Raw genomic sequence first — 15,772 nt, forward strand, 5'->3', positions numbered from 1 at the left:
AGACCACCAGAACCGAAGAATGGGGGGTCAACTTTCGATCGGCAAAAGGGGGTCAGTTTTCGCTAGGCGTTGACAACCTGCGTGCTACAGGTGGTCCAGAGCCCGTCGTGCGTGTGGACTGGCAGCACGGCGCGCCCGACGTCCGCACCTTCGGCTGCGTTGGGAGTCCCGCCGATCGATAGCGCGATCAGCAGCGCTACGAGTACGCGGACCAGGACGTTCATGAGATATCCAGCGACCTCAGCTGCCCGTTGTCGTCGAAGACGATTGTCACTGTGCCTTGAGCAGTGTCAGCCGTGATGACCTTTCCTGCCATCTCAGCGTCCACAGGGAGCGAGGCTGTCGGCTCATCGAAGCGAATCTCCAGGAAGAACTCGCCCGACCATGGCTGAGCATCGGCCTGGCCGGCCTCAGCGAGCCATCTCATGATGTCGCGGATGTGGACGGTTGCCATGGTTAGCCTCCCGGGCCGATCGGTACGAAGCGGCCACTCTCAAGTCCATTGGGCACTTGGTTAGGCCTCATGCGCCCCACCGAGATGATCTTGAACGCGTCCCGCGGCGTGGTGATGCGCAGGATGACGCCGTCAACCTCCTGGATGACGTTGATGTTGCCGGTGGCGCTGTCGAGCAAGTAGTTCGCGTTCGGATTGTGCGCGAGATCCTGGAGGTCGTCCGGCGTCAGCTTGCCCCGGAGCGCTCCCAGACGGGGATCGTTCAGCTGGCCCGAGTGTCGACGAGACTCGCGGATGGATGTCGAACGCTCGGCGTCCTGCGTTTGCGGCAACACGCAAGCGCTGACGCGACGAGAGAGCCACGTTGGCTCGCCGAACCTGCTCCCGGGTCGTAGCCCCAGGCAGTTCAGGCTGCACGAGCAGCGTGTGGATGGTGTAGCGCTTGCTCGCCGGGTCAACGGCCGATTCCTGGCCCGTCAACGCTCCTCGCGACCAGCGGTCGGCGGCGTAGGTGGTCGCCGGACCGCGCCTGTTGGTGTTGTACGTGATCAGTGCGGCGCCATGCGGAGCATCGTAGGCGAAGACCGAACCCTGCGAAGTCGGCGGAACGACGTCGGCGGATGCGGGCGACGTCAGTGCACCGAGCAGCACGAACCAGGCGAGGACCAGTTGCAGGACAGCGCCGCAGAGTCTGATCACGCCGTTACCCTCCAGCCCGTATCAGGGTGATGGCCACCAGATCGCCGTCAAGCGATAGCAGTCCAATCCCGACGGTCCTGCCCATAGCGACCGAGAACATCTCGACCGTGCGGTCCTCACGCAGTGCGGCTACGAACGGCGCGAGCCCCTCCGTTCGGGGCCCGAGCCCCGCCTCCGCGGCAGCCAGTCGCGTCTCGTACGTCGGAAGCAGCGTCGAGGCAGCAGCAGGCTCCACAGCGATCAGTTCGGCCGAGTCTGTGGCCTCCAGCAGGTCAGCGAGTTCTTGCGCGATGGTGTCGCTGCTCGACGCGAGGATCTGGCGGAGTTCGTCAGGTTCGAGGAATCTGGTCATGTCAGCAGATCAGAGCTCCGCACACCGGTCCTCGGATCAGGATTTCCTGCTCGTAGTAGACGTCTGGCGACCACTCAAACTTGTACGGGGAGCCACCACCTCGCGGTACGCGGAGGACTACGCCATCCTCGCCAGCGAACCGCCTCGCGATAGCCGGATCACGGGTCCAGGATGTGTAAGAGCTGTCGGTGGTGTTACCGAGGTTGTGCTGCTCGGGAGTGGCCGTGCCGTTCGGATTGCGCGGATTCACCCGGCCCTTCATTGCATCGTCGTAACCAGGGTGGTTGCGTCCTACACCGCGGTACGCCCACTTCTGACCCGTGTTTGCGGCGTTGTCAGATCGATGGTTGGAGGCAAGACCAAGCGTTAGACAGCTGGGTGGCCTCGACTCGGGCTGGCTACCGCCCATGGGCGACACAAGCGGTCCCTGGTGGTCATAGGTATACGCCAGGCGGGGTGTAGCGGCCCGCGGGCGCGCCAGGTGCCCGAGCCGCTGTAGTCCGTCGAGGTCGTAGATGGTGCGGTGGTCTCGTGCAGGCGGCCCGCGCTCGGTCGCCGTGCGCATGAGCGACTCAGTGTGGTGGTCGTCGTAGTACGTGTGGATGGCGATGGGCGCAGGATCGGCCAGTGCGCCGGCCGCACTCGGCGGCACAAACCAACCGAAGGCTGCGAGGACGAGGGTGAGCGCGAGGCGAAGCAAGGTCATGGCAGGTCGAACCACTTTTTGGCTTTGGCCCAGACGGCCTCGAACTCCTGCTTCGTGATCGCTCCACCTTCGAACTGGGGATCCTCATTGATCTCTACCAGGGGCGGGACGCGGTCCTCTCCGAGGACTGTTTTGCCGGTCTCGATGCTCGAGGAGGCAAGGTCCTGGTGCCCGTCGGCGTATTCATCGACCTTCCGGATCTCCCAACCGTCGTCGTCGATCTCGCTGTACAGGATGACAGGGAACTCCGGCGAGTCCTGGAGCCATCGAACGCGCTGATATCGCATCAGTTCATCCCACCACTGATCAGGCGGCGGGTGATATCGAGTGGGTCTCCTGACCGGTTGACGAAGACGCCGTCGCGTCCCTTGACGATGTTGAGGCCGGAAACATCGATCTCTACGTAATGGGTGAACTTCCGGCCTTGGAACGGGATACCTAGGAAGCACGCCGAGAGTTGTGCGCAAGTCTTCGTTCCTGGAGTGACGTCGGTCAGATACTGCCCGTCGCCGTAGCGAGCGTCCTTGGGACTGACGCTCTTCAGCGACGGGTTCAGGCGCCCGCTCTCAAGGATTCCTCGCTGGCCCGCCTCGTCCGTGTAGTGGAACAGCGTGGTCGGTCCCTTGTTTGCGGCAACCACCGCAACCGAATGCGACGAGAGGTCCCCACTCCGTACCTGAGCAGACCGGCTGGTCGTAGTGGTGGCGCCCGTTGCTTGTGCCACTTCGGCACTGCTGCTGTAGGTGGTCGTAGCTCCATGAGCGGCGACATCTGAGCGCTCGAAAGCGCCGTGCGACACGAGGTCGTCGGCCGCGGGGTGATGGGTGTAGCCGTAGCTGGTGGGCGGGCCTCGCTCGGACACGGTGTCGTCCTGCGGCGCGTCGCAGATCGGGCTGTCGTAGATGTGAACAGGAACCGGCTGCGGAGCAGCAAAGGCTTGGGCCGTCGCCGGTTGCAGCCAGCCCAAGAGTGCGACGGCCAACGCCGCGAGCCACGACGCCACCCGTCTCATTCGACAGTCACGCCCACAACGAGATCATCGAAGTCCGGCTCACCCTCACCATCACTGCAGCGCAGGAGGAAGCGACCCGGCTCGACCTCCTCGACGCGCATTCCCGCGTTGCCGAGCCAGGCATGCGCCACGCCGTTGTGCTCCCAGGAGTTCCAGATCCGGAGCGAACGCGGACCCTTCCCCTTCCAGCGAACGTTAACTTCAACCTGACTCGGCGCAGTGTCGTACCACAGTGCGAAGTCAGTCGCTTCGACTCCGTCGATCTCAAGTTGTCCGCCACGGACCTTCAGGCGTACGCCCTGCCGGAAGGCGGAGCCGGCCGACCGGAACTCAAGCGATACTCGGCATACCGCGCTCGGAAGTTCGTACAGACTAAAGAGGGGCCCGTTCCAGTCGATCTGGCTTGTTTGCTGCGCGGTGAAGATTGCAGAAAGGTTGGTCATGTCAGTACCCCGGATGTCTGAAGGGATCGACCGCGGCGTGATCCTGCGGCCACCGAGGAATGACGGATGTCCCACCGTCACGGAATGGAATCGGTTCGTGGCTGAGGTCCATGGACTCCATTCCGCCCTTGTCGGGGTTGTATCGCTGCGGAGCGCGGCCCGTCCGCATTCGGGCGAGTTGATCGTCTGTCCACGAGCCGTACTTGGGGCTGGAGGCCTCGTTCTTCCAGAACCGTCCCCTCACCGTGGACCAAGCAGGATTGTTACCCGCGTTCGTCAGCGAGTAGATGTCATCGCCTGTGCTCCAGCCAAGCTTGGTTCCTGCGTTTGCGGCAACACGACTCCGCGTGAGGCCGACGCAGATGCTCCCCAGGTCCTCGGCCGACTTCGGGGTCGCAGCCCAACTGTCGATCTGCGCGAAGCGAGGTCGGTCGTTGTAGTCGTGGACCGGCCGAACGTCGGGGCGCGAGGCAATGCCGTACGACGAGTCGTCGACGTCGGGGGACAGAGGAAGCTGGTCGTAGGCGGACGAGGGCGGTCCGCGCTCGCTGACCGCGTGATCCGTCGCAGCCGGCAACTCCGGAGCGTGGTAGGTGTAACCGGTCCTCACCGCGTCCGGCAGGGGAATGGCTTCGGCGACCGACACGAGGCCGAGCCACGCAATGACGCTCGCTACAAGGACGCGCAGGAAAGCCATCAATCCCCCACGAACCTAAGCTCTGACGAGTTCGCGTCGAGGCCGCTCACACATAGCGCTGTGAGCTCCTCTGCGATCGCCACCACCGTCGAGCGTGACGTTGCCGTAGCGAGATGTCGTAGCTCCTCACCGAGAGGATCAAGCTGAGACTTTGTGAAGGTTGCGTCCCCAAAGGGGTCGATTTGCCACAGCAACGGAAACAACTCTCTGGTTGGATCCAGCGAGTCCAAAGTCGCTTCGACGTCATCCCACCAGTGCTCCGCACCGTCAATGAGCCCGTCGCTCGTCCAGAGTTCGATTCTGATAGCCACGGATCAGCCCTTCGGACTCGTGCCGGGGAACATGGTGACGACGGAGCCGTCGCCGCGTCTGATGACCGTGAAAACGTCTGTTGGAAGGCCCGTTGTCCGGTCAACGCCCACGCCACCTGGGTTACGGAGGACGTATCGGGTGTTGCCGTTCGCTTGCACGAAGCCGTCCATGCCCTTCGTCCCAGATAGTTGAGAGTGACAGTGTTGGAGCCCTCCGACGGAAACTCGATCTGCACGGCGGTAGCCCCCGGAGCGACGGTTCCGTGTTCTGTGAACCGCAGCTTGGTGTCGATGGGAACGAGGTCGCCGTCCTCGTCAAGCCCGAACAAAGGGGCGGTGGAGGACTCCTGCGTCAACGAGGCGCCGTCAGGGTTTGCGAAGGTCTTGGCGTACTCCTCACGCATCCCAACGATCTCTACCGGCTCACCGCTCGTTCGCGCCTGGGCGAGCGCAAGCTCTTCCTGGGAGAGCGCCGGCCCGACTGCCTCGGCGACCTGAACCTCAAGGCTGTCGACCACCACGAGCGTCGGGACGAGAGCCATCAGCCAGACACACGTCGCTCCCATGGTGCGCACACCCACGCGAGGCCCCGAACGCTGTTCCCGACTTGTCGAAGTACCGAGAAGACCACTTGATCCTAGGTTTCGCGCGCGCCGAACCATGCCACCCTGCTTCTGGAGAAGGGCTGCTCGTTGCCGCACCCCTGTACGAGTACGTGCACGGTAAAGGGAATCGGGCATGCCGGAAGGCGGAACCGGCACAATCGCCCCCTCTGCGCCCCAACGCGGTCAACCGGTCTAGGCCTGGAGCATGACCAACCCCGGCGCCCACCAGGACGATCCGGAGTTCGGCTACCGGTTCTTGGCAGACGGGGCGACCCCCGCAGGAGAAGCGATTGCGGAGCGGACCGCGTGGGGGATGTGCTCGCAGTTAGGCCGGTGTTTGGTGTTCGGCAAGCCCAACAAGGGCAAGGCGAAGAAGCCCGGCCCCTTGGCCCACGATATGTGTGCCGTGATCCCGCAGCACGGGGTCATTCCGGCACGCCGCGAGCGCGACGCCCGTGGCGGTCGCAGTAAACAGGAGGGCGACTACACCCGAGATGGGAGCCAGCGTGGTGGGGTTGCCCTGGTTACAGCGGCTGGCGTTCTCGTCGACGCGGAGAATGAGATTCGAGCCGTGCCGCGTTTATGTCGCGTTTACGTGGGTGCATGGGGTCTATCCGGGGCACGTCGGATCAAACGAGCGAGCGATGCAGTCGCCGCAGCGTGGGCGTTTCCGCAGGTCAGCGCTCAACATGCCATAAATCGACAAGCGGTGACGGCTAGCAGATGCGATCGCACGTGGGGCAAGGGGTCGCATGTTCAAGTTGCAGCCTGACGTCCACCCCGAGTCCGCGCCAGATCCCGATCCGGGTTCCAGCCCCTGGCTTCGGCACGCTTTCGCGCAAGCTCGGCCAGTCGGCCGGAAGCGGCCTGCTGATATCGCATGGCAGCGGCACTAGTGGAATGACCGCCTAGTGCCATGAGTTCGGCGAGAGTTGCGCCGTGACGCGCGGCTTCCGTGAGGGCGCCGTGACGAAGGTCGTGGAAGCGGAGATCCTCGCGGCCCGCGAGGCGACGGGCCTCGTACCAACCCCAGCCTCTGGTGTCGGGCTTGCCACGACGCTTCTTGGAGACCTTGCCGTAGAAGGCGCTGGGGGAGAGGTGGCCACCGGTGGCTCCGGGGAACATCAGCCCTTGAAGCCCAGGAGCCGCGTGGAGCTTCTTGTGCTCGATGACGGCATCGAGGATGTCGGGTGGGATGGGGACGTCGCGGATCCCGGCCTCGCTCTTGGGCGCCTTCGCGACGACACCGGCTGACTTCGAGCGCACGACGCCGCGGCGGATGTGGATCACGGCGTTCTTCACGTCCACATCCATACGTCGCAGCTCGGCCAGCTCACCGAATCTCAGGGCACACCCGTCGGCCAGGAGGACCATCAGCCGGTGCTTTTCGGGCATGTTCTGGACGATGGTGATGATCTCATCCACCGTGGCGGGCCTGATCTTGCGCTTGCCACCGGACGAGCCGCCGCCAGAGATCCCGCACGGGTTGTAGGGGATCAGGGGAGTGCCGTTGTTCTTGGTGGGGTCGGCGGCGGTGCGCATGATCGCGCGCAGCAGCGAGTAGGCGTGAGCCTGATAGGTCGGCCGGTCGGCGGCCGCGGTGTCGTACCAGTCAGCGACGGCCTCGGGGGAGATGTCCCTGAGGAGCACATCGCCGAACGTCGGGATGATGAAGCGCTCCAGCAGGTCCTGGTAGTGGTCGCGGGTCCGGTCGGCGAGGGGTAGGCCCTTGACCTTCCGCGCTCTTAGCCACTGGGGCGCGTACTCAGCCAGAGTGACGGGCTTCGCGAACGCGCTCCTGAGGCGTACGGCTGGGGGAGTCCAGGTGCCGGCCGACAGCAGTCGGCGTTCGTCCACGAGCCAGGCCTCGGCGTCGCCCCTGGTGGTGAACGTGTGGGGCGCGTTGTGGCGCAGGCGTGTGCCGTTGTCGGTGACCCGGCCCTTGGGGTCGGCGTAGCGTGCCTGGTACCGGCCGCTCGGCAGCCGCATGATCTGGCCGAACTGTCGTCGGTCAACCATCTGCAGCGCCCCGTTTCGTAGTCCCTACGTAGTCCTCAGGGGGCGGTTCGTGGTCCTCGTAGTCCACGCTTGTCCAACCCCGAGATTCAGTAAAACCGCAGGTCAGAAGCGTAAATTGCTGGTTGCAGGGCGTGCAAGGGGGAGCGTGGTTTTCTGGTTCGAACCCAGTATCGCCCACCCCGTTTCTGCAGGTCAGAGGCCTGTTTTGCTCCCGCGTCAGCGGATGAGGAACATACGAGGAACAAGGAACGTCCTGTTCTGACTGCTCCTGCCACGACTCGGACCCGAAGCTAGGTCGGCGCAGTCCGGCCTAGATCTGCGTATCTGCTCCCGTGTCGATCACGGGTACCTCTAGGCCATGGGTCAGTGGTAGACGGCAGGATGGCCGCTGTGAAAGCCGTCGACGCCAACCTGCTGGATCTGTTGAAGAAGGCGACCCAGTTCGTGGTGCCGATCTACCAGCGGGTCTACTCCTGGGATCCCAGTGAATGCGAGCAGCTCTGGAAGGACATCGTCCGCGCGGGCAGCAGCGACAGCATCGGCGCCCACTTCACCGGCTCGATCGTGTACGTCGAGAAGGGCCAGGCCAACATCGCGCAGGCGGAGCCGGCCCTGCTCATCGACGGCCAGCAGCGCACCACCACAGTGACCCTGCTCCTCGCCGCGCTGGCTGCTCACCTCGACGGCCTTCCAGCCGCGGAACAGGAGCCGGTCGACGGTTTCGCTCCCCGCAAGATCCGCGGCCTATGGCTCACCAACGAGTACGAGAGCGGCGATAAGTTCTTCAAGCTGATCCTGTCCCAGAGCGACAGGGAAGCGCTGAAGGCCGTGGTGCGCAAGGGCCCCCTGCCCTCAGAAAGCCGTTCGCGCGTGCAGTACTTCGCCGCCAAGCTCAAGGATCCGAAGACCGATCTGGTGGCTGTGTGCAAGGGCATCAGCAAGCTGGTGGTCGTCGACGTCCACCTCGCGCGCGGCGTCGACAACCCGCAGCTCGTCTTCGAGGCGATGAACTCGACCGGCAAGAAGCTCTCGCAGGCCGACCTCATCCGCAACTTCGTGCTCATGGACCTTGAACCGAGCCATCAGACCCAGCTTTACGAGGGTTACTGGTTCCCGATGGAGAAGGCATTCAAGGGCACGAATGAGCGCCGCTTCGATGAGTTCGTCCGGCACTTCCTGACCATCCGGACAGGCACGATCCCGCGGCTTGAAGATATTTACGACGCCTTCAAAATGTATGTCGACGGCGAGGAGCTTATCGGCGCCAGCTGCGAAGACGTCGTGATCGACCTCAGCCGCACCTCGGCCTACTTCATCAAGATGGCCTTGGGCAAGAAGACCAACCCCCAGCTCGCGACCCGGTTCATGGAGCTGGAGCAGCTCAAGGCCGTCGTGGTCTACCCATTCCTGCTGCGCGTGTACGAGGACTACGAAGCCCAGAAGCTCACCACGACTGAGTTCTCGCAACTGCTCGATGCTGTGATCGCCTACATCTTCCGGCGCACCATCTGCCGAGTGCCGACCAACTCACTGCGCAGCACGTTCGCGGCGCTCGCCAGCCAGATGATCCCTGGGGCGTACGTCGAGAGCATCTGGGGACGTTTCCTGACACTCGACAGCTACAAGCGCTTCCCCGACGACGAGGAGTTCGCGAAGCACCTGCGCGACGAAAACCTCTACGGGCTTCAGCGTGCCCCGTACTTCTTCACCAAGATAGAGAACGACAGCCACAAGGAACCGATCAGCATCGGCGACTACTCGATCGAGCACGTCATGCCGCAGAACGAGAAGCTCTCGCCGGCGTGGCAGGCGATGCTGGGCGTTGATTGGCAGGACGTCCAGTCGCGCTTGCTCCACACGCTCGGCAACCTGACCCTGACCGGATACAACCCCGAACTGTCGGACAGGCCGTTCATCGACAAGCGTGACATGGCCGGGGGCTTCAAGGACAGCCACCTCCAGTTGAACAAGGATCTCGCCGAGCTCGAGACCTGGGACGGGACTGAGATCGTCAAGCGTGCTGAGAGGCTCGCGCAGCAGGCTGTCCGCCTCTGGAGGCGGCCTTCGTTGTCACCTGAGGTCCTAGCTGACTACCGCATCCAGTTCAGGCAGGAGCAGGGCTTCGACTGGTCGGTGGCCCACGAGATCCTCAGCCTGATCCCCGAGGGCAGGTGGACGGGCTACTACTATCTCGGTGAGGCGATCGGGACGTCGGCTCAGGCTGTGGCAAACCACGTCTCCAAGTGCACCGTGTGTGCCCATCCGTACCGGGTGCTCACCTGGGACGGTCGCATCGCTGAAGGGTTTGCCTGGACTGACCCTGATGACACCCGTGACCCTCAAACTGTCCTGGAATCCGAAGGCTTGGTCTTCACCGACGGCTGCGCCGACCCCGACGCCAAGCTCGCCGCCGAAGACCTCACCGCGCTCATAGAGGAAACGGCATGACCAGCACCACCAAGGAAACCGAGCGCGCAGAGCTCCACAAGACCATCTGGCGGATCGCCAACGACATGCGCGGCAGCGTCGACGGCTGGGACTTCAAGACCTACGTCCTGGGCATGCTGTTCTACCGCTTCATCTCCGAGAACCTCACCGCCTACCTCAACGAGGCCGAGCGCAGGGCAGGGGACGCCGACTTCGACTACCGCCGTCTGTCGAACGCCGACGCGGAGTTTGGTCGCGAGGAGACGGTCAAGGAGAAGGGTTTCTACATCCTTCCCCAGGACCTCTTCGCCAACGTGCGTGAGCGCGCCCGCACGGATGAGAACCTCAACGAGACCCTGTCGCGGGTCTTCACCAACATCGAGGCCTCGGCGGTGGGCGCCGATTCCGAGGACGACATCAAGGGTCTCTTCGCCGACCTTGACGTCAACAGCGGCAAGCTCGGCCCGACGGTCGCCAAGCGCAACGAGAAACTGGTCAAGCTGCTCGACGCGATCGGCGACCTCAACTTCGGTAACGACGGCTTCACCCACAACACCATCGACGCGTTCGGTGACGCCTACGAGTACCTGATGGGCATGTACGCCGCCAACGCCGGCAAGTCCGGCGGCGAGTACTACACACCCCAGGAGGTCTCCGAGCTCCTGGCTCGGATCACCGTGGTCGGCAAGACCGAGGTCAACAAGGTGTACGACCCCGCGTGCGGCTCCGGGTCGCTGCTGTTGCAGTTCAACAAGGTGCTGCCCGGTGGGGTCCGCAAGGGATTCTTCGGTCAGGAGATCAACCTGACGACCTACAACCTGTGCCGGATCAACATGTTCCTGCACGACGTCAACTACGAGCAGTTCGACATCGCCCACGGCGACACCCTGATCGACCCGGCGCACTGGGACGACGAGCCGTTCGAGGCGATCGTGTCCAACCCGCCCTACTCGACTCGGTGGGAGGGCGACGCCAACCCCCTGCTCATCAACGACGAGCGCTTCGCCCCGGCCGGCGTGCTGGCCCCGAAGTCGAAGGCCGACCTGGCTTTCACCATGCACATGCTGCACTGGCTCGCCGTCGACGGCACCGCCGCGATCGTCGAGTTCCCCGGGGTGCTCTACCGGGGCGGCGCGGAGCAGAAGATCCGCAAGTACCTGATCGACAACAACTACGTCGACGCCGTCATCCAGCTCCCGCCGGACCTCTTCTTCGGCACCACGATCGCCACCTGCGTCATCGTGCTGAAGAAGTCGAAGACCGATAACAAGGTGCTCTTCGTCGACGCCTCGGCCGAGTTCACCCGTCGGGGCAACAAGAACAAGCTCACCGCCGACCACCAACACAAGATCCTGGACGCCTTCACGGCCCGTGAGGACGTGGCCCACTTTGCGACGCTCGTCGACCACGCCACGATCGCGGAGAATAACTACAACATCGCGGTCAGCTCCTACGTCGAGACCGAAGACACCCGGGTCACCGTCGACATCACCGAACTCAACGCCGAGATCGCCCGGATCGTCGAGAGCCAGGCCAAGCTCCGCACCGAGATCGACGCGATCGTCGCCGAGTTGGAGGCGCAGGCGTGAGCCGCATTGACGACCTGATCGCGGAGATGTGTCCCGACGGCGTGGAGTTCAAGGCCCTCGGCGAGGTCGGTGAGTTCGTACGCGGGAACGGTCTCCAGAAGAAGGATTTCGTCGAGGACGGCTTCCCGTGCATCCATTATGGACAGATCTACACATTCTACGGCACCTCGACCACGACGACGAAGTCGTTCATCACGCAGGCGCTGGCGACGACCTTGAAGAAGGCCTCCCCAGGTGACTTGGTGGTGACGACCACCAGCGAAAACGTCGAAGACGTCTGCACGGCTGTGGCGTGGCTGGGGGACACCGACATCGCCATCGGTGGTCACTCGTGCGTGTTCAAGCACTCCCTCGACCCGATGTACGCCGCCTATTACTTCCAGACCGAGCGATTCGAGATTCAGAAGCGCAAGTTCGTGAGCGGCACCAAGGTCAAGGACATCAAGGTGGTCGACATCGCGCGCATCCAGATTCCGGTTCCTCCCATGAAGGTCCAGCGCGAAATCGCTTCGATTCTCGATAAAATGGAAGCGCTGCAAGCGGAGCTGCAAGCGGAGCTGCAAGCCCGCTCGCGCCAGTACGCGTTCTACCGCGACCAGTTGCTGGCGTTCCAGGACGCTCCTGAGGTGCGTTGGGTCCCGATGGGTGAGGTCGGCGAGTTCGTTCGGGGGCGGCGGTTCACCAAGGCGGACTACGTCGAGGCCGGTATCCCGTGCATCCACTACGGCGAGATCTACACGAGGTTTGGACCGTGGACGTCCAGTGTGGTCTCGCAGGTCCGGGAAGAGATGCGGCCCACTCTCCGCTTTGCCAAGCCGGGCGACGTCGTGATCGTCGACGTCGGCGAGACTGTCGCTGACGTGGGCAAGGCGGTCGCTTGGCTGGGCAACGAGGATGTTGCGATCCACGACCATTGCTACGCCTTTCGCCACGACCTGGATCCAGCGTTCGTCTCGTATTACATGCAGACTTCTCGATTCCACGCCGAGAAGGCAAAGCACGTGGCGCGAACAAAGGTGAAGACGCTCCTCATGAACGGGCTTGCGAAGGTCAAGATCCCCGTGCCTCCACGCGCCGAGCAGGAGCGGATCGTTGCGATCTTGGACAGGTTCGACGCTCTGGTCAACGACCTGTCCATCGGCCTGCCCGCCGAGATCACGGCCCGCCGCCAGCAGTACGAGTACTACCGCGACAGGCTCCTGACCTTCCCCGAGGGGTCTGATGCGGCATGACCGAAGCCCCGGATTCCGCGCTCCGCTACGAACCGATCGCCGTCACCGACGAGTCGACCGTGGTGGCGACGTACGAACCCGAGGCAGCCACGTCAGAGGGCTACCAGTCCGAGGCGCAACTGGAGGAGGGCTTCATCGAGCGGCTCCAGGCGCAGGCGTACGAGCGGCTGGTCATCACCTCGTCCGCGGATCTGGTGGCCAACGTGCGCACGCAGTTGGAGACTCTCAACGGGATCACGTTCAGCGACGCCGAGTGGGGGCAGTTCTTCACCGAGAAGGTGGCGTCGAAGAACGAGGGCGTCGTCGAGAAGACCGCGAAGATCCAAGAGGACCACATCCAGGTCCTCACCCGCGACGACGGCACCAGCAAGAACATCAGGCTGATCGACAAGTCGAACATCCACAACAACCGTCTTCAGGTCATCAACCAGTACGAGACCACCGGTGAGGGCGCGGGCGTCGCCCGGCAGCACCGCTACGACGTCACGATCCTCGTCAACGGCCTACCGCTGGTGCACGTCGAACTCAAGCGCCGGGGCGTGGCGCTCAAGGAGGCGTTCAACCAGATCAGCCGCTACCAGCGCGAATCGTTCTGGGCCGACGCCGGCCTGTTCGAGTACGTCCAGCTCTTCGTCATCTCCAACGGCACCCAGACGAAGTACTACGCCAACACCACCCGCGCCCGCCGCATCGTCGAGTCCGAGGGCGGCAGGCGCGGCAAGAAGCAGACGTCCAACACGTTCGAGTTCACGTCCTGGTGGACCGACGCGAACAACAAGCGCATCGGTGAGCTCACCGCGTTCACCAAGACGTTCTTCGCCAAGCACACGCTGCTCAACATCCTGACCAAGTACTGCGTCTTCGACGTCTCGCGCACGCTGCTGGTGATGCGGCCCTACCAGATCGTCGCCGCCGAACGGATCCTGCAACGGGTCGTCACCTCGACGAACGCCAAACAGCTCGGCAGCACCGCCGCGGGCGGGTACATCTGGCACACCACCGGCTCGGGCAAGACCCTCACGTCGTTCAAGACCGCCCAGCTCGCCTCCAAGATGGGCGGCATCGACAAGGTGCTGTTCGTGGTCGACCGCAAGGACCTCGACTACCAGACGATGCTGGAGTACAACCGGTTCGAGAAGGACTCGGTCAACGGGTCGAAGTCGACGGCCGAGCTCAAGCGGCAGCTGCAGGACCCGAACTCCCGCATCATCGTCACCACGATCCAGAAGCTCTCCAACTTCATTGACGGCAACAAGGGCCACCAGATCTACTCCGGGCATCTCGTCTTGATCTTCGACGAGTGCCACCGCAGCCAGTTCGGCGACATGGGCACCTCGATCCGCAAGGCGTTCAAGCGCTATCACCTGTTCGGCTTCTCCGGGACGCCGATCTTCCCGGAGAACGCGACCGGCGCGAAGCTCGACACCACCGAGGCCGTCTTCGGCGACCGGCTGCACACCTACACCATCGTCGACGCCATCAACGACGGGAACGTGCTGCCCTTCCGGGTGTCGTACCAGAACACGGTCCGGGTGGCCGACCACGTCACCGACAAGGACGTGGAGGCCATCAACACTGAAGAGGTGCTGCTGGCCCCCGAGCGCATCGCGAAGGTCGTCGACTACGTCCTGGACCACTTCGATGCCAAGACGATGCGCGGTCAGGGCTACGCCCTGGGCGAGAAGCGGGTCCGCGGCTTCAACTCGATGTTCGCGACTGCGTCGATCCCGGCACTCAAGGCCTACTACCTGGAGTTCGCGAGGCAGCAGGCTGCCCGCAAGGCCGCCGACCCGGCGTACCAGCCGTTGAAGGTCGCCACGATCTTCAGCTACGCAGCCAACGAGGAGGTTGAGGACGGCGGGATCCTCACCGACGAGGCGATGGACGCCGAAGCGCTGGACGGTTCGTCCCGCGACTTCCTGGACAAGGCGATCGCCGACTACAACGCCACCTTCGGAACGTCGTACGACACCTCGTCGGCCAAGTTCGAGAACTACTACAAGGACCTCGCCAAGCGGGTGAAGGAACGCGACGTCGACCTCGTGCTCGTGGTCAACATGTTCCTCACCGGCTTCGACGCCACCACCCTCAACACCCTGTGGGTGGACAAGAACCTCAAGTCCCACGGCCTGATCCAGGCGTTCAGCCGCACCAACCGGATCCTCAACTCGGTCAAGGCCTACGGCAACATCGTCTGCTTCCGCAACCTCGAGTCGGCGGTCGACGACGCGCTCGCGCTCTTCGGCAACAGCGAGGCCCGGGGCGTGGTGCTGCTCAAGCCGTACAAGGACTACCGCGACTCCTACGAGAAGATCGTGGGGGAACTTCTCGAGTCCACGCCACCAGGTGTTGAGCCGTTCGGCGAAGCTGCGGAGAAGAGGTTCGTGGAGCTCTTCGGCACGATCCTCAAGTTGCGTAACGTCCTGACGTCGTTCGACGAGTTCGCCAGCGACGACACCCTCTCGCCGCGCGACCTGCAGAACTACACCAGCGTCTACAACGGGTTGTGGGAGAAGCATCGCAAGCGGGATGCGCCCGAGAAGGAGTCGATCCTCGACGACGTCGTCTTCGAGATCGAGCTGGTCAAGCAGGTCGAGGTCAACATCGACTACATCCTCATGCTCGTCCTGAAGTGGCGTGAGGCGAAGGATGCCGGCACCGAGCATGTCAGCCAGGTCGTGGACATCGAGAACGCCGTCGACGCCAGCCCCACACTGCGCAACAAGCGCGACCTCATCATGGACTTCGTGGACTCCCAGTCGGTCAGCGACGACGTCGGCGACGACTGGCGCACGTTCATCGCGCAGCGCCGAGACGCCGAACTCGATGAGTTGATCGCGGCCGAGGCGCTCAAGGGCGACGAGACGCGAACGTTCGTCACCGAGGCGTTCCGCGACGGGTCGGTGCCGACCACCGGCACGGCGATCACGAGGATCCTGCCGCCGGCCTCGCGCTTCTCGAAGGGCAATGATCACGGAGGCAAGAAGCAACGGGTACTGGCTAAGCTCATCGACTTCTTCGACCGCTACGCCGGGCTGAGCTGATCTCACTCTTGGACCGGAGGGCCACACCGATGCGCGCCCATGTGCACCGACGGCCTGGTCTTAACGACGAGTGACGGGTTCCGGATTCCGGTGGTCCCCAAACCCCTGATTGGCCTCGAAACCGAGCGGCACGCATGCTACGAAGGTCCGTAGATCAACCAGCTCGGCCCGTCCCCCTGGGG

General features: G+C 63.6%; 14 protein-coding genes. 4 read left to right on the forward strand and 10 right to left on the reverse strand.

The window, feature by feature from the left end; all coding sequences use genetic code 11:
- Window positions 1–220 precede the first annotated feature (220 nt).
- The 10 genes from AC6EI4_RS19380 to AC6EI4_RS19425 all read right to left on the reverse strand — a co-directional run bounded on the left by AC6EI4_RS19380 (window position 221) and on the right by AC6EI4_RS19425 (window position 7,298).
- Window positions 221–454 (reverse strand): hypothetical protein, encoded by a 234-nt coding sequence (locus AC6EI4_RS19380; RefSeq protein ID WP_489967009.1) that lies wholly within the window; start codon window positions 452–454, stop codon window positions 221–223.
- A 2-nt stretch (window positions 455–456) separates the two neighbouring features.
- A complete protein-coding gene (locus AC6EI4_RS19385) occupies window positions 457–789 on the reverse strand; it encodes a hypothetical protein (RefSeq protein WP_498452476.1) in 333 nt (110 codons plus the stop codon).
- A gap of 368 nt (window positions 790–1,157) precedes the next feature.
- Window positions 1,158–1,505: a hypothetical protein gene (locus tag AC6EI4_RS19390; protein WP_104105342.1), complete on the reverse strand. Its 348-nt coding sequence runs from the start codon at window positions 1,503–1,505 to the stop codon at window positions 1,158–1,160.
- 1 nt (window position 1,506) lies between these two features.
- Window positions 1,507–2,211, reverse strand: coding sequence for a hypothetical protein (locus tag AC6EI4_RS19395; RefSeq protein WP_498425278.1), 705 nt, complete (start codon window positions 2,209–2,211; stop codon window positions 1,507–1,509).
- Complete coding sequence (locus AC6EI4_RS19400) at window positions 2,208–2,498, reverse strand: DUF6881 domain-containing protein (protein ID WP_498452477.1); 291 nt, start codon at window positions 2,496–2,498, stop codon at window positions 2,208–2,210. Before AC6EI4_RS19400 ends, AC6EI4_RS19395 begins: the two co-directional genes overlap by 4 nt.
- Complete coding sequence (locus AC6EI4_RS19405) at window positions 2,498–3,214, reverse strand: HYD1 signature containing ADP-ribosyltransferase family protein (RefSeq protein WP_498452478.1); 717 nt, start codon at window positions 3,212–3,214, stop codon at window positions 2,498–2,500. The genes AC6EI4_RS19400 and AC6EI4_RS19405 overlap by 1 nt, the downstream gene beginning before the upstream one ends.
- Before the next feature lie 5 nt (window positions 3,215–3,219).
- Window positions 3,220–3,666 (reverse strand): hypothetical protein, encoded by a 447-nt coding sequence (locus tag AC6EI4_RS19410; RefSeq protein WP_498425280.1) that lies wholly within the window; start codon window positions 3,664–3,666, stop codon window positions 3,220–3,222.
- 1 nt (window position 3,667) lies between these two features.
- A complete protein-coding gene (locus AC6EI4_RS19415) occupies window positions 3,668–4,363 on the reverse strand; it encodes a hypothetical protein (protein WP_498425281.1) in 696 nt (231 codons plus the stop codon).
- Entirely contained in the window at window positions 4,363–4,674 is a 312-nt protein-coding gene (locus AC6EI4_RS19420) for a hypothetical protein (protein ID WP_498425282.1), read from the reverse strand. The genes AC6EI4_RS19415 and AC6EI4_RS19420 overlap by 1 nt, the downstream gene beginning before the upstream one ends.
- A gap of 1,361 nt (window positions 4,675–6,035) precedes the next feature.
- The gene (locus AC6EI4_RS19425; protein ID WP_498452479.1) at window positions 6,036–7,298 is read right to left on the reverse strand and encodes a tyrosine-type recombinase/integrase; all 1,263 of its coding nucleotides are present in this window, start codon (window positions 7,296–7,298) and stop codon (window positions 6,036–6,038) included.
- A gap of 390 nt (window positions 7,299–7,688) precedes the next feature.
- Between AC6EI4_RS19425 and AC6EI4_RS19430 the strand changes: the two genes are divergently transcribed.
- Genes AC6EI4_RS19430 through AC6EI4_RS19445 form a run of 4 tightly spaced genes read left to right on the forward strand, consistent with a single transcriptional unit; the run spans window position 7,689 to window position 15,590 of the window.
- Window positions 7,689–9,746, forward strand: coding sequence for a GmrSD restriction endonuclease domain-containing protein (locus AC6EI4_RS19430; protein ID WP_498452480.1), 2,058 nt, complete (start codon window positions 7,689–7,691; stop codon window positions 9,744–9,746).
- Entirely contained in the window at window positions 9,743–11,314 is a 1,572-nt protein-coding gene (locus AC6EI4_RS19435) for a type I restriction-modification system subunit M (RefSeq protein WP_498452481.1), read from the forward strand. Before AC6EI4_RS19430 ends, AC6EI4_RS19435 begins: the two co-directional genes overlap by 4 nt.
- A complete protein-coding gene (locus tag AC6EI4_RS19440; RefSeq protein ID WP_498452482.1) occupies window positions 11,311–12,546 on the forward strand; it encodes a restriction endonuclease subunit S in 1,236 nt (411 codons plus the stop codon). Before AC6EI4_RS19435 ends, AC6EI4_RS19440 begins: the two co-directional genes overlap by 4 nt.
- Window positions 12,543–15,590: a type I restriction endonuclease subunit R gene (locus tag AC6EI4_RS19445; RefSeq protein WP_498452483.1), complete on the forward strand. Its 3,048-nt coding sequence runs from the start codon at window positions 12,543–12,545 to the stop codon at window positions 15,588–15,590. The genes AC6EI4_RS19440 and AC6EI4_RS19445 overlap by 4 nt, the downstream gene beginning before the upstream one ends.
- Window positions 15,591–15,772 lie beyond the last annotated feature (182 nt).

The organism is Nocardioides sp. Z43_10 (assembly GCF_059766615.1).